This is a genomic window from Kitasatospora hibisci, from assembly GCF_043950205.1.
GTDB lineage: Bacteria > Actinomycetota > Actinomycetes > Streptomycetales > Streptomycetaceae > Kitasatospora > Kitasatospora hibisci.
In genome coordinates this window covers 4,277,198-4,295,739 of record NZ_CP171642.1, presented here as the reverse complement: position 1 = coordinate 4,295,739, position 18,542 = coordinate 4,277,198, and the positions used below count along the sequence as shown (strand labels likewise).

The 18,542-nt window shown below is 74.0% G+C and carries 13 protein-coding genes, 1 tRNA gene and 1 riboswitch; of the genes, 6 read left to right on the top strand and 8 right to left on the bottom strand.

The genetic code is table 11. The features are described from left to right. Window positions 1-359: 359 nt before the first annotated feature. The 5 genes from ACF9IK_RS18515 to ACF9IK_RS18495 all read right to left on the bottom strand — a co-directional run bounded on the left by ACF9IK_RS18515 (window position 360) and on the right by ACF9IK_RS18495 (window position 6,382). Complete coding sequence (locus ACF9IK_RS18515) at window positions 360-1,724, bottom strand: FAD-binding oxidoreductase (protein WP_395295302.1); 1,365 nt, start codon at window positions 1,722-1,724, stop codon at window positions 360-362. A gap of 582 nt (window positions 1,725-2,306) precedes the next feature. After that, window positions 2,307-3,140, bottom strand: coding sequence for a MerR family transcriptional regulator (locus tag ACF9IK_RS18510; RefSeq protein ID WP_395295301.1), 834 nt, complete (start codon window positions 3,138-3,140; stop codon window positions 2,307-2,309). Window positions 3,141-3,219: 79 nt separating this feature from the next. Further along, entirely contained in the window at window positions 3,220-4,341 is a 1,122-nt protein-coding gene (locus ACF9IK_RS18505; protein WP_395295300.1) for a peptidoglycan-binding protein, read from the bottom strand. A gap of 196 nt (window positions 4,342-4,537) precedes the next feature. Next, a tRNA-Ser gene (locus tag ACF9IK_RS18500) sits at window positions 4,538-4,625 on the bottom strand. Window positions 4,626-4,687: 62 nt separating this feature from the next. After that, entirely contained in the window at window positions 4,688-6,382 is a 1,695-nt protein-coding gene (locus tag ACF9IK_RS18495) for a S1C family serine protease (RefSeq protein WP_395295299.1), read from the bottom strand. A gap of 250 nt (window positions 6,383-6,632) precedes the next feature. After that, window positions 6,633-6,781: riboswitch (TPP riboswitch) on the top strand. Here ACF9IK_RS18495 and ACF9IK_RS18490 point away from each other — a divergent pair. The 4 genes from ACF9IK_RS18490 (at window position 6,774) to ACF9IK_RS18475 (ending at window position 11,350) form a co-directional block, all read left to right on the top strand. Next, window positions 6,774-8,225, top strand: a complete 1,452-nt coding sequence (locus ACF9IK_RS18490; RefSeq protein ID WP_395295298.1) for a purine-cytosine permease family protein — start codon at window positions 6,774-6,776, stop codon at window positions 8,223-8,225. (Overlaps the previous riboswitch by 8 nt.) Before the next feature lie 84 nt (window positions 8,226-8,309). Beyond that, entirely contained in the window at window positions 8,310-9,212 is a 903-nt protein-coding gene (locus ACF9IK_RS18485) for a glycerophosphodiester phosphodiesterase (RefSeq protein ID WP_395295297.1), read from the top strand. Between the two features lie 483 nt (window positions 9,213-9,695). Next, entirely contained in the window at window positions 9,696-10,154 is a 459-nt protein-coding gene (locus ACF9IK_RS18480) for an ATP-binding protein (RefSeq protein ID WP_395295296.1), read from the top strand. A 209-nt stretch (window positions 10,155-10,363) separates the two neighbouring features. Then, window positions 10,364-11,350, top strand: coding sequence for a DUF5926 family protein (locus ACF9IK_RS18475; protein WP_395295295.1), 987 nt, complete (start codon window positions 10,364-10,366; stop codon window positions 11,348-11,350). A gap of 259 nt (window positions 11,351-11,609) precedes the next feature. Here the strand turns inward: ACF9IK_RS18475 and ACF9IK_RS18470 are convergent, their stop codons facing one another. Then, window positions 11,610-12,245 (bottom strand): bifunctional DNA primase/polymerase, encoded by a 636-nt coding sequence (locus ACF9IK_RS18470; RefSeq protein WP_395295294.1) that lies wholly within the window; start codon window positions 12,243-12,245, stop codon window positions 11,610-11,612. A 694-nt stretch (window positions 12,246-12,939) separates the two neighbouring features. Between ACF9IK_RS18470 and ACF9IK_RS18465 the strand changes: the two genes are divergently transcribed. Both ACF9IK_RS18465 and ACF9IK_RS18460 read left to right on the top strand, forming a co-directional pair. After that, the gene (locus tag ACF9IK_RS18465; protein WP_395295293.1) at window positions 12,940-14,421 is read left to right on the top strand and encodes a PP2C family protein-serine/threonine phosphatase; all 1,482 of its coding nucleotides are present in this window, start codon (window positions 12,940-12,942) and stop codon (window positions 14,419-14,421) included. A 218-nt stretch (window positions 14,422-14,639) separates the two neighbouring features. Continuing rightward, entirely contained in the window at window positions 14,640-16,139 is a 1,500-nt protein-coding gene (locus ACF9IK_RS18460; RefSeq protein WP_395295292.1) for an aminopeptidase P family protein, read from the top strand. 100 nt (window positions 16,140-16,239) lie between these two features. On the opposite strand, the gene ACF9IK_RS18455 is transcribed toward ACF9IK_RS18460, so the two are convergent. Further along, a complete protein-coding gene (locus ACF9IK_RS18455; RefSeq protein ID WP_395295291.1) occupies window positions 16,240-17,694 on the bottom strand; it encodes a hypothetical protein in 1,455 nt (484 codons plus the stop codon). Continuing rightward, the gene (locus ACF9IK_RS18450; RefSeq protein ID WP_395295290.1) at window positions 17,691-18,365 is read right to left on the bottom strand and encodes an RNA polymerase sigma factor; all 675 of its coding nucleotides are present in this window, start codon (window positions 18,363-18,365) and stop codon (window positions 17,691-17,693) included. The genes ACF9IK_RS18455 and ACF9IK_RS18450 overlap by 4 nt, the downstream gene beginning before the upstream one ends. Window positions 18,366-18,542: the final 177 nt, after the last annotated feature.

Sequence of the window (18,542 nt, the reverse complement as noted above, 5' to 3'; positions counted from 1 at the left end):
AGACGAACACCTGCGGGCTGCGACGCCGAGGGACAGACTTCCGCAACAAATCGACAAAGCGCCACCACGTCGCAGCGCTTTCGCCCTTTAGCGTGATATCCAGGGCGCCGGCGAATAACGGCCCCGCAGCGGAAAGCGCGCACCATGCTGGCGCTGACCAGGGATTCCGTCTGGACGGCCGGGTCCGCACGAGCTTTGGGCGGGGCGCACGAAAGGCACACGCACGACCGGGCGCACCACCCTGGCGCGGCACCGCGACGAAAGCTCCCCCTCGGGGGAGGGTCACCTTCCCGTGTCGATAGGTCCAGCCATTCCATGACTGTTCCACAATCCTATTTAGCTCACTTGGAGAAAGGGCCTCAGACCGCCTTGCCCGGGTTGAGGATGCCCAGCGGGTCGAAGACCGCCTTCAGCTGCCTCTGGAGCTCCAGGGCCACCGGCCCCAGCTCGCGCGCCAGCCACTCCCGCTTCAGCAGGCCGACCCCGTGCTCCCCGGTGATCGTGCCGCCGAGCTCCAGCCCCAGCGCCATGATCTCGTCGAAGGAGCGCTGGGCCCGGGCCGACTCCGCGGGGTCGTCCGCGTCGAAGATGACGATCGGGTGGGTGTTGCCGTCGCCGGCGTGGCTCACCACACCGATGGTCAGCGCGTGCCGTTCGGCGATCTCCGCCACTCCGGCCAGCATCTCGGCCAGCCGGGAGCGCGGCACCGCCACGTCGTCGATCATCGTGGTGCCCAGCCGGTCCAGCGCCGGCAGCGCCAGCCGGCGCGCCTCCAGGAGGAGCTCCGACTCCGCCTGGTCCTCGGCCGGCACCACCTCGGTCGCCCCGGCCGCCCGGCAGATCTCCCCCACCGCGGCCAGCTCGCCCGCAGGGTCAGGCCCGTCGAAGGCGACCAGCAGCAGCGCCTGGGTCGACTCCGGCAGGCCCATCTGCCCGAGCTCGTTGACGGCCCGGACGGTCACCGCGTCCATCAGCTCCATCAGCGACGGCGTCAGGCCCCGCGCCATCACCTCGCAGACCGCCGCCCCGGCCGCGTCCGCGCTCGGGAACTCCGCGGCCAGCGCCAGCTGGGGCGCGGGTGCGGGCCGCAGGGCCACCACCGCCCGGACCACCACGCCCAGCGTGCCCTCCGAGCCGACCAGCAACCGGGTCAGGTCGTAGCCCGCCACGCCCTTCGCCGTCCGGCGGCCGGTGGAGAGCAGCCGCCCGTCCGCCAGCACCACGTCCAGCCCGAGCACGTACTCGGCGGTGACGCCGTACTTGACGCAGCAGAGCCCGCCCGCGCCGGTACCGATGTTGCCCCCGATCGTGCAGGACTCCCAGCTGGACGGGTCCGGCGGGTAGGAGAGACCCAGGCCTGCCGCGGCCCGCGAGAGTTCGGCGTTCACCACCCCGGGCTCGACGACCGCGATCCGGTTCACGGGGTCGAGCTCCAGGATGCGGTTCATCTTCACCATGGACAGCACGATGCAGCCGTCCACGGCGTTGGCCGCGCCGGAGAGACCGGTCCGGGCGCCCTGCGGCACCACCGGGACGCGCAGGTCGGTCGCCGTCCGCAGGATGTGCTGCACCTGCTCGACCGTCTCCGGGAACACCACCACCGCCGGGGTCCCGGCCGTGCAGAAGCCGGCCATGTCGTGGCTGTAGGCGGCCGTCACGTCCGGGTCCACCACCAGCGCACCGGGCGGGAGGCCCTGTGCCAGCCGGTCCGTCAGATCACTCATCGCCGCCTCCGCTCGTCCGGCGCCGCGGCGCCCGGTGGTCGCCCGGGCCGGCGCCGCCCAGTCCGTACGCCGTCGGGCCGCGGGCGCGCCACGCGTGCGCGGCCCGGTCGTACGCGGCCCATCGCCTTCGGTGGCACTCTGCCCGGCAGGTGCACGACCGGCAAGTACGCCGTCCCGGACGGGGCGCCCGGGAAGGGTGCCCCGCCGGCGACCGGTGCTCCGCCCCGGACGGACCGCAGGGCCCACCGGGCCGCGGTTCGGGCCCGGCGCAGCGTCGGGGAGGCGAGCTCCCCCAGGCCCGCCGCGCCGGTGGCCAGCGCGTAGAACAGGACCGGCGGACGGGCACCCGCCGCGTCCGCGAGGACCCCGAGCAGACCGGTGGAGAGCACCAGCGCTCCGCTCTGCACCAGCGTCAACAGGGCCTGCACCCGGGAGAGGTGGGTGATCGGCGCGGCCCCCAGCACCAGCGGACCCGGGTGCAGGCGAGCAGACCCGCGCCCGCGCCGAGCACCACCCCTCCCGCGACCGCCACCGCCGCACCCGGCACCGCGCCGCCGAGCACCGGCGCGGCCCGCCCGAGCCCTACCCGGCGCGGACCACCGGCTCCTGGAGCTCGGTCACCCAGTCCGCCGTGGACTCCGGGCACTCCAGGTACAGCTCCCGCGCGTACCCCGTCGAGCGGTAGCCGTTCTCGTCGATGAACCGGGCGAGCGTCTGGAAGGCGCCCAGCGCGTCGTCCATCGAGCCGCGGTGGACGACGGTCGCCGCCTCCTCGATCTCCGGCAGGTCGACGACGGCGAAGCCGTGCTCCGCCGAGGGCTCCACCGACGCACCGATCGGGACCGCCACCCGGACCAGCACCGAACCGTCCCCCTCCGGCGTGTCCTCGTACCGGGCCACCGACGGGCCGGTCCCGGCCACCCCGGCCTCCTCCACTCGCCGGCAGAGCTCCGCGAACAGCGGGCCGATCACCGGCGTGACGTCCTCCGGCTCGTAGCTGGCCGCCACGGCCGTCAGCTCCGCCACCCGGACCGGCGGCACCCGCTTCACCACGACATCCTGCTCGGGCATGCTTCCCTCACTCTCGATCGTCCGGAGCCTCGCCTCGACCCGGGCCAGCCGCTGGGCGTCGGCCGCCATCGCTGCGGCGAGCTCGGCCCGCCGCAGCCGCAGCATCCCGCGCAGCTCACCCGCGTCCACCCGCTCGTCCAGGACGTCCAGCACCTGCTGCAGCGTGAGGCCGAGGTCCTTGAGCGCGATGACGCGGTTGAGCCGGGCGAGTTGGGCGGCCTCGTAGGAGCGGTAGCCGCTGACCGGGTCGACCCGGGCCGGGCGCAGCAGCCCGATCGCGTCGTAGTGGCGCAGCATGCGGACCGACACCCGGCCGTGCTTGGCGAAGTCTCCGATGTTGAACATGATGCCTCCAGTGCAGCGCCTCACACGGTGTCATGGTCAAGCACCGGATCCGCGCCCGGCCCCGGGCCCCGGGGCAGGCTCAGTCGGTCACGTCGAACCCCCGGCGCTGACCCAGCTCCCGCAGGCTGCGCTGTCCGGGGATGCCGTTCGCGTCCGTGCCCGAGTAGCCGAGGCTGCGCTGGAAGGCCGCGTACGCCTGCACCGTCCTGGTGCCGAGCGAACCGTCGACCCAGCGCTGCTCCAGGAAGCCCTCGTCGGCCAGCGCCTGCTCGACGATCCGGACCTCGCCGCCGTAGGTCCGGTGCCCCTGCTCGGCGCCGGGGTCGGTCCGGGCCGCCGCGACGACGTGGGCCAGGGAGACGCGGCGCGGCGAGGGCAGCCGCCCGAGCAGCCGGCGCAGCGAGTCCTCCCCCGGAACGCCGTCCGCGTCGGACCCGGTGTAGCCCAGACTGCGCTGGTATTCCCGGTAGTTGAGGGTGTCGGCGTCGCGCCACTCCTCGTCCGGACCGGCCGTGTAGTGCGAGCCGTGCCCCGACGCCACCAGTGCCTCGCCCACCTCCTGCACCTGCGGACCGTGCGCGCCGTACCCGTACTCCAGCCCGTTGACGGTCACCCGGTACCGGGCCGGCGCATCGCCGGCCCGCGGCGGCGGCAGCGGCGTGCCCGTCCCGCCGCCGCTCACGAGGGCGGCGATGCCGGGCAGCACCACGTCGTGGAACTGCCCCACCCGGGCGTCACCGGGGCAGGCGGTACCGCTGTCCGACCAGTCCGGGAAGAGCCGGTGGTAGCCGAAGCCGGGGTCGTCCGTGCTGCGGCAGACCCGCACCGGGATACCGTGCTGCCGGTGCAGCCAGGCGCCGAGCGCGACCAGGGCCGCCAGCTGCGCGTCCGTCCACGGATCGGTGTGCCGGTCGTTGCTGGCCGACTCGACGCTCACCGCCCCGGTCCCGTCCGCCCGCCGGTTGGCCCGGTAGTTGGCGTCGGCCCGCGTCTGCGTACCGATGAACTGGCCGACCGTCCCGTCGTAGCCGACCCCGAAGTGCGACTCCAGGTTCGTGGAGTCCCGCCAGTACTCGTACATCCGCCGCGGCGTCCACGGCGCCGCGATGCTGTGGAAGATCACCTGCGTCGGCACGATCGCCGGCTGCGCGTCCGACTCGGGCTGGAGCTCCATCTTCTCCGCGCCGGGGTACCAGGCCATCTGTCTCTCCTCGCCGGGCCCAGGGCAGTCCGCCCCTTACCCCCGACACACGAGACACCGGCTCCACCCCGAGGACACCTCGGCCCCAAACCCCCCGTTCAGGTGAATTCCGCCCTCCGCTCCGGCCCCACCGAACGCAAAAGGCGGGTGCCGGATCCTTCCGGCACCCGCCCTGAGCAGGTGGTTCTCCTACCAGCGGAGAGCGTGGGATTCGAACCCACGGTACGGGGTCACCGCACGACAGTTTTCAAGACTGTTCCCTTAGGCCGCTCGGGCAGCTCTCCAGGCGGAGGTCAGCCTAACGGTTCCGGCGGGATTCGGTGCACACGGTTTCCGGAGGCCGCCGTCAGTTGTCGCCGACGCGCTCGCTGAGGGTGACCTTGGTGTTGAAGGTCTGGCCGTTGCGGGTGTACTCGACGTCGACGGTCTCGTTGGGCTTGTGGGTCCAGATGCGGCTCACCAGGGCGGGGCCGTTGTCGATCGGGACGCCGCCGAGCTTGGTGATGACGTCGCCCGGCTTGAGGCCGGCCTTGTCGGCCGCGCCGCCGGGGGTGACGGCGGGCGTGCCCTGGATGTCGCGGGTCTGGATCTGCGCACCCTCGCCCTTGTAGTCGTCGTTGCGCAGCACGTCGAGCCTGGCGTAGACGGGCTTGCCGGTCTTGATCAGGGTCTCGCCGACCCACTTGGCCTGGTTGATCGGGATGGCGAAGCCGAGGCCGATGCTGCCGGCCCGGCCGGTGCTGGAGGTGTTGGACTGGATCGCCGAGTTGATGCCGACCACCGCACCGGTGGAGTCGAGCAGCGGGCCGCCGGAGTTGCCGGGGTTGATCGACGCGTCGGTCTGAAGGGCGTTCATGTACGAGGACTGGGCCCCGGTTTCGTCGCCGGAGGCGACCGGACGGTCCTTGGCGCTGATGATGCCGGTGGTGACGGTGGACTCAAGGCCGTACGGGGCACCGATGGCGATGGTGGAGTCGCCGACGTTGACCTTGTCGGAGTCGGCCAGCGGAAGCGGCGTCAGCTTGCCCTTGGGCGGCGTGTCCAGCTTCACCACGGCGACGTCGTAGCCCTCGGCGCGGCCGAGCACGGAGGCGGCGTAGGAGCTGCCGTCCGCGAACTTGACCGTCAGCTTGCCGCCGTTGGAGGCGGGCGCGACGACGTGGTTGTTGGTGAGGATGTGGCCCTCGGTGTCGAAGACGAAGCCGGTGCCGGTGCCGGACTCGCCGTTGCCCTGGGCCTTGATGGTGACGACGCTGGGCAGCGCCTTCTGCGCGATGCCGGCCACCGAGCCGGGGGCGGGCTCGTTCTTCTGCGGGCTGCTGGCCTGGACGGTGGTGCTCCGGTGGTCGTCCGCGGAGGCGACGCTCTTGCCGTCGCGGTCGGCGACGGTCACGCCCACCGCGCCGCCGGCCACACCGGCGACGAGGGCGACCGCGGCGATCAGGGCGAACAGGCCGCCGCGCTTCTTGCGCGGGGCGCCGTGCCCGGGGGTGCCGGGGTGGTCGGCGGGGTAGCCGAGCGGGCCGCCCGGGTAGCCGGGGCCACCGGGGGCTCCGGGGGCTCCGGGGGTGACGTCGTGCGCACCCCAGCCGCCCAGCGGCTGACCGGCGCCGAACGGGTGGTGCTGGCCGGTGGCGCCGGGCGCACCCGGGGCGGCGTAGGGGTCGTGGGCCGCGACGGCGGGCGCCGCGTACGGGTAGCCGGCGGGCGCGGCCTGGGCGGCCGGCGCGGCGGGCGGCAGGACCGGGGGCGGGGCGTCGATGTACCCGGTGTCCGCCGCGGTCGGGGCGGCGGCGGGAGCGGCCGGGGCGACCGGAGCGGCCGGCTCGGGGGCGCTGACCTTGCCGAACGCCAGCGTCGGCGTGGACCCGCCGGCCGCCGGCGCGGCGGGCGCCGCCTCGGCCAGCGTGTAGTCGGCCTCGGGCGCCGCTGCGGGGGTGGGCGCGGACTGCGCCGAACCGTCAGGAGCGGGACCGCCCACCCCCTGGCCGGAGGGCTCCCCCTGCGGCCCGGTGGACCCAACCTCGCGCTCGGTGCTCACGGACGACCTCCATAGCTGACAGGACCAACAACCATAGTTTTTCGCACACCCGATTCGATTGTCGTAAGGACCCTTCTGAAGAACTCATAAGAATCCTTAGCCCGGCCCAACAGCACGTGCCGGGGCCACCCGCGGCGCCCCCGCACGGCCCCCTGCCGCGCCCCCGCCCCGACGGTGCGCCGTCCCGCGATGCGGACCGCCGGGACCACGGCCTTGGCGTTCCCCACCTGGGCGGTTAGCCTGTCGCTCCAAACTGACACGCGGGAGCTTGGACCCACCAGGCTGAGAGTGCGCCGGTCGACCGTACGCCACGGGATCCGTGGACGGACCGTCGAGGGGGCGCAGACCGCCGGAACCTGTCCGGGTAATGCCGGCGTAGGGAGTATCGGCCATGCCGTCTGCTTCGCCATCCTCTTCTTCGGGCGCGCCCGCGTCCAAGGATCTCCCCGAGTCGTCCACGACCGTTCACTCCGACGCCACGGCCCCCGCCGCCGGTTCCACCGCGGTGCTGGACCGTCCGGGGCGGGACGAGCGGGTCGAGGCGCCGCTCGTACTCGACACCGAGCCGCCGCGCACCCTGCGCTTCCGGGACCACTTCGCGCTCTGGATGAACCTCGGCGTCAGCCTGATCGGCTTCACCACCGCCGCCACCGTGCTCGGCGCGCCCGGCAGCGAGCTGTCGCTGGCCGCCGCGGTGACCGCGATCGTGGTCGGCACGGTGGTCGGCACCGCGATGCTCGGCGTCGCCGCGCTGATCGGGGCCCGCACCGGCGCGCCCGCGATGGCCAACCTGCGCGGGCTCTTCGGGACGAGGCTCTCGTACGTGCCCACGGTGCTGAACATCGTCCAGTGCATCGGCTGGGGCGTGTACGAGCTGCTGGTCATCGCGATGGGCGCGCAGACCGTGGCGCACACCGAGGGCTACCGCTGGGTGTTCGTCGTGCTGGCGGGCGCGGTGACCACCGCCCTGACCATCTGGCCGCTGGGCGCGATCGCGGTGCTGCGCCGCTTCGTCGCCGCGGCGGTGGCGGTCGCGATGGTGTACTTCACCGTCCAGCTGGGCCGCCACGGCGTCCCGGACCCGGGCGCGGGCAACTGGCACGGGTTCCTCAGGGCCACCGACGCGATGATCGCCGTCTCGATCTCCTTCGTGCCGCTGGCCGCCGACTACACCCGCCACTCGCGCACCCCGCGGGCGGCGTTCTGGGGCAGCTTCTCCGGCTACACGATCGCCCAGGTCTGGTGCTACGTGCTCGGCCTGTTCGCACTGCTGCAGGCCGACGGCGACGCGACGAGGATCTTCGACTCGTTCCTGGGTGTCTGGGCCGGCTGGCTCTTCCTGCTGGTGCTGGTGCTGCGCGAGACCGACCAGTCCTTCGCCAACGTCTACTCGACCGCGATGTCGGTCCACAACCTGCTGCCGAAGGTCGACCGCCGGGTCCTGACCGGCGCGACCGGCCTGCTGATCACCGTCCTGGCGCTGCAGATCACCGAGTTCACCGACTCGTACTACGCCTTCCTCGGCCTGATCGGCTCGGTCTTCGTGCCGATGTTCGCGGTGCTGGCGGTGGACTACTTCCTCGGCGCGGGCCGGCGCGGCTGGAACCTCGCCGCCGACGCGCCGTCCCGCTGGCTGATGCTGCTGCCGTGGGCGCTCGGCTTCGCCGTCTACCAGCTGATCGCGCCGACCGCGATCGCCGGCTGGTGGACGGACTTCTGGACCTCCGTCCAGGAGGCCCTGCACTTCACCCCGCAGGAGTGGACCTCGGCCTCGCTGTTCGGCTTCCTGGTGCCCGCCCTGGCCACCTGGGCGCTCGCCCCGCTGACCCGCGGCCGGCGCTGACCGCCCGCCCGCACCCCGAAGACGGCCCCGCGGATTGGGGCCGTCTTCGCTTCCGCTTCACTTCCGCCGCTTATCGTTGACGCTGTGACCAGCCCTGATCTCTCGCCTGCGGCGGCGCGCACCGCGCCGCCCGTCCAGGTGATCGCGCACCGCGGTTCCTCGCACGCCCTGCCCGAGCACACCCTTGCGGCCTACCGCCGGGCGCTGGAGGAGGGCGCGGACGCGGTCGAGTGCGACGTCCGGGTGACCGCCGACGGTCAGCTGGTCTGCGTCCACGACCGCCGGATCGGCCGGGTCTCGGACGGCCGCGGCACGGTCTCCGCGATGACGCTGGCACAGCTGGAGGCGCACGACTTCGGCGCCTGGAAGACCGGCGTGCCGAGCCGGGACCCGGAGCTGCGCGAGGTGCTGCGGCTGGAGAGCCTGCTGGAGCTGGTCGCGGACTGCGGCCGGCCGGTGGACCTGGCGATCGAGACCAAGCACCCGGTCCGGTTCCGGGGCCGGGTCGAGAGCGAGCTGCTGCGGATGCTCGACCGGTTCGGGATCGGCGGCGCCCACGGAGCCGGTACGCCGGGGGCCGGTACGCACGGAGCCGGTACGCCGGGGGCCGGTACGCACAGAGCCAGTACGCAGGGAGCCGCCGACGGCCCGCGGGCCCGCATCATGAGCTTCTCCTCGCTGGCCCTGGCCCGGGTGGCCGCCGCCGCGCCGCAGTACCCGCGGGTGTTCCTGTTCGAGCGGATGCTGCCGCTGCAGGGCCGGCTGCGGCCGGGTGCGGCGCTGCCGGGCGGCGCGCGGATCGCCGGTCCCGGCATCGACCTGGTGCGGGCCAAGCCCCGGCTGGTCACCCGGCTGCGCGAGCTGGGCCACGAGGTGCACGTCTGGACCGTCGACGAGCCGGCCGACGTGGAGCTCTGCCTGGAGCTCGGCGTGTCGGCGATCATCACCAACCGCCCGGCGGAGGTACTGGCCCAGCTCGGCCGGTGACGCCCCGGCCGACGGGCGCCCGGGTGCTCGGGGCACCACGGGCGCCCCATCCGCCACGCGCGCCCCGGGCGCCCCGGGCCGTCGTCCGATCGGCATCACGAGGCCCGTCGGTTGATCGTCTTGGTAGGGACTCAAACCTTCCGCCGTCGCTTTCTGCCGTGGTTTTTGCGTTTCACGACAGAGGGTGAGCGGCGAATCACCTGTCGCGCACCGTGTGTCGTGCGGCTCGAAATGTCCGGCCGGGATCGCCGTGCGGTCGTTTCCGACGCATTACCAAGGGGCATCCATCCCTCGGCATACGCTGAAGGAGGTCCGGGGGTGGCGTTGATGGTGGCGCGTGAAGTGCCGACTTCATCGACCATGGCAGTGCCGCACGGCCCAGCGAGTGTCGGGGTCGCACGGCGCCGACTGCGTCGAGATCTGGGTGACCGGCAGATACCGGAACCGGTCATTGACGATGCTGTTCTGATCCTTTCCGAACTGTTGAGCAACGCCTGTCGCTACGCCCGGCCGCTCGGGCCGCTGCCCGTGCTCGGCCGCAGCGCCCGCTCCGAGGTCGTCGGCCAGGTCCTGGTCGGTGTCCCGTCCGGGGCGGCCGCGCCCGGCGGCGCGGCCCGACCGGGCAGATCCGACGGCCGCCCGCAGGACCGGTCCCGGGACGGCGAGGACGCGGGCGCCGACGACGGCGGCATCCTCGTCCGCTGGCAGATGCACGCGGACGGCGTCCTCACCCTGGAGGTGACCGACGGCGGGGCGCAGACCCGGCCGTCCCCGGCCAGCCCGTCGCTGACCTCGCGCGGCGGCCGCGGCCTGAGCATCGTGGACCAGCTGGCGAGTGACTGGGGCGTGCGCGACGCGCCCGGCGAGGTGACGGTGTGGGCGGCGCTGCCCGCCCGGGCCCGCCACGCCCGGCGCACCGGCGGTGATGCCCGCAGCGCCTGACGGCCGACCGGTTCGCCGACCCGGGGCCGACCACGGCCCGCGGTCAGGGCGATCCGCAGGCCACGCCGAAGGCCGCGGACCCGCGGGCCGCAGGCGAGCGGGCCCGGGGGAGCCTCCACCGCCCCGTGCCCCGGCGTGTGCCCACGCGCCGGTGGAACGTCAGTAGGCTGCCCGGAGCACAACACCACCGTCCCCGGGAGAGCCGCACCATGGGCAAGAAGGCCGCCAAGAAGGCGCCGCAGCGCAGCCAGTCCACCACCGCCGTCACGGGCGAGATCCCCGTGGTCGGGGCCCGCGAGAACTGCCCCTGCGGTTCGGGCCGTCGTTACAAGGCGTGCCACGGCCGCGAGGCCTCGCACGCCGTGCAGGAGCTGGTGCACCGCCCGTTCGAGGGCCTGCCGGGTGAGGCCGACTGGGTGGCGCTGCGCGAGCTGGTGCCGGCCGCGACCGTCCCGCTGACGCTGGCCACCGGGGTCGCCGAGACCGCCACCGGCGAGGTGCCGTCGGTGACGCTGGCCACCGTGCTGCCGCTGGCCTGGCCGGCCCTGCGCCGTCAGGACGGTTCGATCCTGCTCGGCCTGCAGACCCAGTCCTCCTCCGGCGACCTCAGCCGCGACCTGGCCGACGCCCTGGAGCTGGCGCTGGCCGCCGAGCCGGGCTCGCCGGTGCCCGCCCGCCGCACCGTCCCGGGCGGCCGCCGCCTGCAGGACCTGCTGGACCTGCAGGCCGAGTTCGCGCCCGCCGTGCACACCGGCTTCGAGTTCTGGCTGGAGGACGCCGAGACCGCCACCGGCGAGGTGGCCGCCTCCCTGGAGCGCGCCAACGCCTCGGCCATCCCGACCGAGAAGCTGAGCGGCGTCGACTCCGCGTACTGGTGCGGCACCCCGGACAAGAACCACCTCCGCTGGGTGATGACCGTGCCGGAGGAGCAGCTGCTGGACGCGCTGGCCCGGCTCACCGCCGCCGACCGGTCCTCGCTCGGACCGGACACCCGCCTGGTCGGCTCGTTCCGCGCGCACGGCCTGACCGTGCCGGTCTGGGACCTGCCGCTCGCCATGACGGCCGCCGACTGCGAGAAGCCGGCCGCCGAGTTCGCCGAGCGGCTCGCCGAGACCCTCGCCGACGAGCGTCCGCTGACCGCCGAGGAGCGCCGCGCCCGCGCGAACCTGGTGAACCGTCAGGTCACCTTGAACTAAAGGCGACCGGGATCCGGGTGATACGCGTCACATTGCCCGTCAGAACGGCAATTTCCGGACTGCCAGGGCATCTTGGAAATTGGCGTAGCCGCGGATCCTTGTTACTGTCTAAAGAGTCCGGTCGCTGGTGCATCCCCCGTCGCCAGCGGCCGGATCTTTTGTTTTCCGCCGGGGCGCCCCGGTTGCACCGTGCCCGATCAGTTCCGGGCACCGCGGCGGCAGCCCGTGCGCCGCGCCCCGGCCCGACCGTCCGCGGCCGTCAGTGCGCCGAGCGACCGCTGTCCAACCGGACCGCCGCCTCGACCAGTTCGCCGAGCAGCGGCCCGACCGGGGGCAGCCAGACCCCGCCGTCGGCCGCCGGGTGGGGCGCGAGCACCCAGCGCACCCGGATGCCCGTCCCGCCGCCGGGCGGCAGCGGCAGGAAGCCGCCCGGCCCGTGGTAACGCAACGAACCCGGCACCCAAGGCAGTTGGGCGAGCATCTCACCCAACACCTCCAGCGAGTACGGGGCGACCATCAGCGCGTAGCGGCCGGGCATCGCCAGCACCGGGCCGAGCGGCAGCCGCAGCGCGGCGAGGTGGGCGAGCGCCCGGGCGCCGGCCGCCGCGGGCAGGCTGACCGCCGAGACGGTCCGGCCGGTCGCGGCCAGCACGGGAGCGTCCGGCTGCCGCTCCCACCACCAACGCACCATCCGGGCATCGGTGGTGGCCGCGAGCAGCGGCGGATCGTGCGGATGGGCACCGGGGACGGGGCAGTCGCGGTCCCCGCAGGAACACCGCCCGCCGCGGAGCAGCGTCCCGGGCACCACGGGCCAACGGTGGTCGACGGCGGCCGCCAGGGCCGCGGCCAGCCGGGCCGAACGGGCCGCCGGACGGTTGCTCGGGTTCTCGCGCATGGCACTCGTTCCTTTCCGTGACCGCTCGGTTCGCTCCCGGCCCGCGCCCCGCGTCGGGGAGCGCCGCACCGGCCCGGATCGGGGCGGTGGGCATGGCGAACGGCGTGGGCAGGGGTGGAGCACGGTGTGGAGCACGACCTGAGAAGGGCCGCGGACTAGAACATCCCTTGGAACGAGAATCCCGCATGCGACCGGATGGACGCCGCCCGGGCGCGGTTGGTTCCACCGTACGAGTGAGTGACTTCCGACCGGCCCGGTCCTCCGGGCGGCGAAAGCATACGATCCGGAGGCCATCCGGGCCGTCCAGACGGTTCTGCCCGTTCTCCGGCCGGTCCATGCTCTCCGCCCGGCACCGGCGGGCCGCCGGAACACCCCCGGTCGGGCCGCAGCAGTACCCGGCGCGCGCTCGAACGGAACGCGCCCCCGCGCGGGTTCCCGGGCGCACTCCGGCCACCCCGTCGGGGTCCGGCGCCGGACCCCGACGGGTACCGGCTCCGGGGGCGGCGGGACCGGACACCGGCACCGGAAGGGATCTGGACATGCCCCGAATGGCCTGTGTAGAAGTGGTAGCATTGCTGACGATCAATGACGAGAAGTAGCGAATCGAGGCGGAACGCGCCTTTTGGCCGTCCTCGCTCCAATCGGCCGTACCTGGGGGGTTCCGTATGACACGTACCGCGTCAGGAGTGGCGGCATGACCGAGTCCCACGCATCGTCGACGTCCGCCGAGCCGGGCGAGCCCGGCAGCGCCAGCGGCCTCTCGGTGCTCGACCATCCGGGCTTCCCCGGCCCGGCCGAGGACCCGGCCGACCCGGCCGGAGCCGGCGACGGCCGGCCCTCGGCCGCCGGCGGGCCGGCCCCCACCGGCGACCGGAGCACGCCCCCGGCCGGGCTGCAGGACCGTTTGGCCGGACGGCTGTCCGATTTCACCAGCCTGCACGAGCACACCGGACGGCTCGCCCGCGCCCGCGGCCTGGACGCCACGGTCGACGCCCTCCTGGCCTCCGGCACCGCGCTGCTCGGCGCCAGCCGTGCCCTGCTGGTCACCGCCGCACCCGGCGGCGGCCCCGGTCGGCCGGTCGGCCACGGCCTGGACCGCGCCAGCCTCGGCTCCCTGGAGACGGTGCCGACCGACCAGAGCCCGGTCGCCCGGCTGCTGCGCGAGCGCGACCGGCCGGACCGGCTGGAGTGCCGCGACCTCGCCCACGACCCTGCGATCGGCGCCCGGCTGCGCGAGCTCGCCGTCTCCCTCGGCCTCGGCGGCTGCTACGGCCTGCCGCTCGCCACCGAGGAGGACGGCCCGCTGGCCGCCGCGCTCTGGTTCTACGACGAGCCCGCCGCTCCCACCGAGCGCCAGCGCGAGCTGGCCCACCGCTACTGCGAGGTCGCCGCCCCGCTGCTCGCCAAGCAGCTGGACGCCGACAGGGTCCGCCGCACCACCGAGGCGCTTCGCCGCGGCCTGCTGCCCGACCGGCTCCCCCAGCCGGCCGGTCTGCGGCTCGCCGCCCGGCTGGTCCCGGCCGGCCTGGACCACTCCGTCGGCAGCGACTGGTACGACGCCATCCCGCTGCCGGACGGCACCGTCGGCCTCACCGTGGGCAGCGTCTCCGGCGACGGGCCCGGTGCCGGGCCCGGCTCGGCACCCGGCGCGGCGGCCGCGATGGGCCGGGTCCGGGCGGCGCTGCGGGCGTACGCGGTGCTGGAGGGCGAGGACCCGGTCTCCGTCCTCGGCGACCTCGAACTGCTGCTCAAGACCACGGAGCCGACCCGCAGCGCCACCGCCGTGTACGCCTGGGTGGAGCCGGAGGACCGCCGGATCACCCTGGCCGGGGCCGGGCACTGCCCGCCGGTGCTGGTCACCCGGCACGGCGCCGAGTTCGTGGAGACCTCGCTCTCCGCCCCGCTCGGCATGCTGGCCTGCTGGGAGGCGCCCGGGGTCGAGTTCACCGCCGACCACGGCGACACCCTGGTGCTCTACACCGAGGGACTGGCCCGCCGCTGCGGGCCCACCCTGCACGCCGGGCAGGCCAACCTGCGCCGGGCCGCCGCCGACGCCCCGCGCGACGTGCGGATCGACCCGGACCGGCTCTGCGCCCACCTGCTGGCCGTCTGCCCGGACCCGGCCACCGGAGCCGCCACCGACGACCTGATGCTGCTGGCCGCCCGCTTCGGGTAGTCCTCCTGGCGGGCGGTGCGCGGCCCCCGGGCGCCCCGGCTCGGCTCCCGCGCGGGCCGTCCGCCCCGGCGCCCGCCGCTCCCCCGCCGGGGCGCGCCGGCGGACGTCCGTACCATGGACGCACGGCCGCCCGTGCGTGTCGCGATCCGACGCGCCCCAGGGCTCCGGCCCCCGGGACACCCCCATGGGGCAGCCGCACGCGCAAGGAGGCGACGTACGTGACCGAGGACCGCACCCCGGCAGTGGCCGAGAACCCCGAGGCCGGGGGCGAGGAGCAGCCGCAGGAGTTCAAGGGCCGCAAGAACGGCCTGTACTCCGGGGTCTCCGACGAACTGGCCGCCTCGATGAAGTCCGGCTGGGCCGACACCGAGCTGCACGGCCTGGAGCCGGTCGCCCAGGCCCCGTACGCGGCCGAGCGCCGCGCCCGGCTCTCCGCCGCCTACCCCGGCGAGCGCCTGGTGGTCCCGGCCGGCAACCTGAAGGTCCGCGCCAACGACTCCGACTACAGCTTCCGCGCCGCCAGCGAGTACGTGCACCTCACCGGCGACCAGACCGAGGACGCGGTGCTGGTCGCCGAACCCACGGGCGACGCCGGCCACGTCTTCGGCCTCTACCTGCTGCCGCGTTCCGACCGCGAGAACGGCGAGTTCTGGCTGGACGGCTACGGCGAGCTCTGGGTCGGCCGCCGGCACAGCCTCGCCGAGCAGGAACAGCTGCTCGGCCTGCCGGCCCGCGACGTCCGCCGGGCCGCCGAGGAGCTGGCCGACCGAGCGAAGTCCGGCACCGTCCCGACCCGGATCGTGCGCGGCCACGACGCCGGCCTGGAGGCCGCGCTCGCCGACGTGCTGGACGCCGACAAGGACGCCGAGTTCAAGGAGTTCCTGAGCGGCCTGCGGCTGGTCAAGGACGAGTGGGAGATCGGCGAGCTGCGTGCCGCCTGCGCCGCCACCGTCAACGGCTTCACCGACGTGGTCCGCGAGCTGGGCCAGGCCGTCGCCACGTCCGAGCGCTGGATCGAGGGCACCTTCTGGCGCCGCGCGCGGGTCGAGGGCAACGACGTCGGCTACGGCTCCATCTGCGCGGCCGGCGCGCACGCCACCACGCTGCACTGGGTCCGCAACGACGGCGCCGTCCGCCCGGGCGAGCTGCTGCTGCTGGACGCCGGCGTGGAGACGCACACCCTCTACACCGCCGACGTCACCCGCACCCTGCCGATCAACGGGCGCTTCTCCGAGCTCCAGCGGAAGATCTACCAGGCCGTCTACGACGCGCAGGAGGCCGGCATCGCCGCGGTGAAGCCCGGCGCCCGGTTCCGCGACTTCCACGACGCCTCGCAGCGCGTGCTCGCCGAGCGCCTGCTCGCCTGGGGCCTCCTGGACCCGTCGCTGTACGACGTCGAGAAGGTGCTGGAGCTCGGCCTGCAGCGCCGCTGGACCCTGCACGGCACCGGCCACATGCTCGGCCTGGACGTTCACGACTGCGCCCACTCCCGCCGGGAGGAGCACGTCGACGCCCTGCTGGTGCCGGGCATGGTGCTCACCGTCGAGCCCGGTCTGTACTTCCAGGAGGACGACCTGACCGTGCCGGCGGAGTACCGCGGCATCGGCGTCCGGATCGAGGACGACATCCTGGTCACCGCGGACGGCAACGAGAACCTCTCGGCCGGCCTGCCGCGCCGCGCCGAGGACGTCGAGGCGTGGATGGCCTCGCTCGCCTGAGCCCGTCGTCCGTCGCCCGTCACGCGTCGCCCGTCCCGACCGGGACATGCCGGAGCCCGGCTCCCCTCGTGGTGGGGGGGCCGGGCTCCGGCGTCGTGCGCTACTTGGCCACCACGCGGACCGGGATGCTGTGCTCGCCGATCGAGGTGAACGCACCGCTGCCGTTGTAGGGCAGCGTGGCCTTGACCGTCACCGGCATCACGCCGGGCCCGGCGTCGTGGTCCATCGTGAGGCGGAACTTGACCGTCCTGCTCTGCCCGGGGGCCAGCGGGAACAGCGACTTCGGATCGGCGGCGGCGTAGCCCGTGTCGCTGCCCTCGGAGATCGCCACCTGCGTCCAGGTGTCACCGTCCTGGCGCTCCAGCTTGCCGGAGTTCTCGGCCACCGGAGCGTCGGAGACCGGCGTGCCCGCGTAGTGCTCGGTGATCACGAACGGCTGGACCTTGGCGTAGTCGGTCTGGCTGGTGTTCTTGTACGTCACCGAGAAGGTCACCGGCGTACCGTCGTTGGGCACCTGCTGGCCCGTACCGAGGCCCTCCACGGTGATGCCGATGTCGTTCTGGTTGGCGCGCGCCGACGGCGCCTGGCGCCCGCTCAGGTCGATGCTGTCGAGCATCGAGACCAGGCCGGCCTGGTAGTCGGACTTGAGGCCGATCGCGGAGACGAAGACCTGGTCCTTGTCCAGACCCCACATCTGGGCGGTGAACCTGTCCGCGCCGTTGCAGGTGACCTGCCACTGCGTCTTGTAGACGGGCCGGCCGGCCACGATGTCCCTGGTGCGGGTGGCGGAGCTGGTGATCTTGTCCGCAGGGACGGGCACGTACTGCTTCCCCCAGACCGGGCAGGACGGCTGGGGGGACCATCCGCTGTCCGACCTGAGGAAGTACAGGGACGGCCAGAGCGCGTGGTCGACCTCGTCCGCCGTGTTGTAGGAGGTCAGGAGCACCCCGTAGGGAATGCAGTCGTCCTCCGTACCCGGCTGCGGTGCTCCCGGGCTCAGCACGCACACGCTCAGGGCGCCCGCTCGCGGCTCCAGGACCCGCCAGCCCGCCGGGGCCTTGAACTTCACGCCGCGGAAGGTGACCTGGGTCGCCGTCCCGGAGGTGGCGGGCGCGCTGGTCGAGGAGCCGGTCGCCGGGGCGCCGCTGGGCCGGCCGGCCGGAACGTCCGGCTCCTCGTCGGCCGTGGCGGACGGCGACGGGGAACCGGTCACGGTCGCCGTGGGGGACGGGGTCGCGGGCGCCGTGGGGGACGGACTGGCGGACGAAGTGGTCAGGGTGGCGGCCGGGTTCGGCGTCCGGTGGTCGGCGACGTCTTCGGCGCGGAAGCCGAGCACGCCGACGGCCAGCGCCGCGGCCAGGGCGAACGCCGGCACCACGGCCAGGTAGACCGGCCGCAGCCTGCGCATTCTTCGGCTGGGAGGATCGGCCGGGCGCAGGTCGTGCGCGGTGATCTGCGCGGCGCGGGCGTTCATCGCCTCGCGCAGCAGCCGCTCCATCGGGCTCTCGCCCGGATCGGCACCGCCGCCGGGCAGGCGGGGATTCTTGTCGGTCATCGAACCTTCTCCAGGTGCTTCTCCAAGGCGTCCAGAGCCCGGCTGGCGGTGGACTTCACGGCACCCCGGGACAGCCCCAGGGTCTCGGCGATCTGCGCCTCCGACATGTCGGACCAGTAGCGCAGCACCAGCACTTCCCGCTGGCGCGGGGTCAGCTCCTGCATCGCCACGAGCACCCGCCGGTGCTCGTCGTTGAGGACGGCGTGGTCCTCGGCGGACGGCGCGTCCGCCTCGTGCGGCGGAACGTACTCACGCGCGGTCTTGCGGCGGCGCAGCATGGACCGGGCACCGTTGACCACCGAGGTCCGCAGGTACCCGAGGGCGTTGTCCAGATCGTCGAGGTGCTCTCCGTGGCGCTGGTAGAGCTGGGTGAAGGCTTCCTGCACGACGTCCTCGGCGAGGTCCTGATGGTCGACCAGGAGCACCGCCATCCGCACCAGACCGAGCCGGTGCGCGTGGTAGAGGTCGGTCAGCGTGGGCCGGTCCTCGGTCTGCTTCCGGCCACCGCGCAGCAGCCGGAAGCCGGAGCGGCGCTGGGCCGCCTCCGGCTCCCCGTCCGGGAGGTCGGCCGCCCGGCCGGCCTCCCGGACGCCGAACAGCAGCCCGACCGCTCCGGCGAGGATGCCCCGCCCTCTCCCCGGTCCCGCTATCGGACCGATGGCCATGGACATGTACGTTCTGCTTTCCCCCAGGACGTGATCGGCTTTCCGTCGGCCCGTCAGAACCCTTGATCAAGTTCGTGATCAGCGGAATCATGCCAGCGCCAGGTTCTCCGACCGCTTCCGCCCCCCGTAGTGATGGACGTGTGGGGGGCGCGGAGGTTGCAGCCGGGTTCCGAGGAAATCCGC

Bases quoted from the DNA above. Each gene is read 5' to 3' on its own strand.
- ACF9IK_RS18515 (WP_395295302.1), bottom strand. From the start codon at position 1,724: ATGAGTGATCTGACGGACCGGCTGGCACAGGGCCTCCCGCCCGGTGCG.
- ACF9IK_RS18510 (WP_395295301.1), bottom strand. From the start codon at position 3,140: ATGTTCAACATCGGAGACTTCGCCAAGCACGGCCGGGTGTCGGTCCGC.
- ACF9IK_RS18505 (WP_395295300.1), bottom strand. From the start codon at position 4,341: ATGGCCTGGTACCCCGGCGCGGAGAAGATGGAGCTCCAGCCCGAGTCG.
- ACF9IK_RS18490 (WP_395295298.1), top strand. From the start codon at position 6,774: ATGCCGTCTGCTTCGCCATCCTCTTCTTCGGGCGCGCCCGCGTCCAAG.
- ACF9IK_RS18475 (WP_395295295.1), top strand. From the start codon at position 10,364: ATGGGCAAGAAGGCCGCCAAGAAGGCGCCGCAGCGCAGCCAGTCCACC.
- ACF9IK_RS18470 (WP_395295294.1), bottom strand. From the start codon at position 12,245: ATGCGCGAGAACCCGAGCAACCGTCCGGCGGCCCGTTCGGCCCGGCTG.
- ACF9IK_RS18465 (WP_395295293.1), top strand. From the start codon at position 12,940: ATGACCGAGTCCCACGCATCGTCGACGTCCGCCGAGCCGGGCGAGCCC.
- ACF9IK_RS18455 (WP_395295291.1), bottom strand. From the start codon at position 17,694: ATGACCGACAAGAATCCCCGCCTGCCCGGCGGCGGTGCCGATCCGGGC.
- ACF9IK_RS18450 (WP_395295290.1), bottom strand. From the start codon at position 18,365: ATGTCCATGGCCATCGGTCCGATAGCGGGACCGGGGAGAGGGCGGGGC.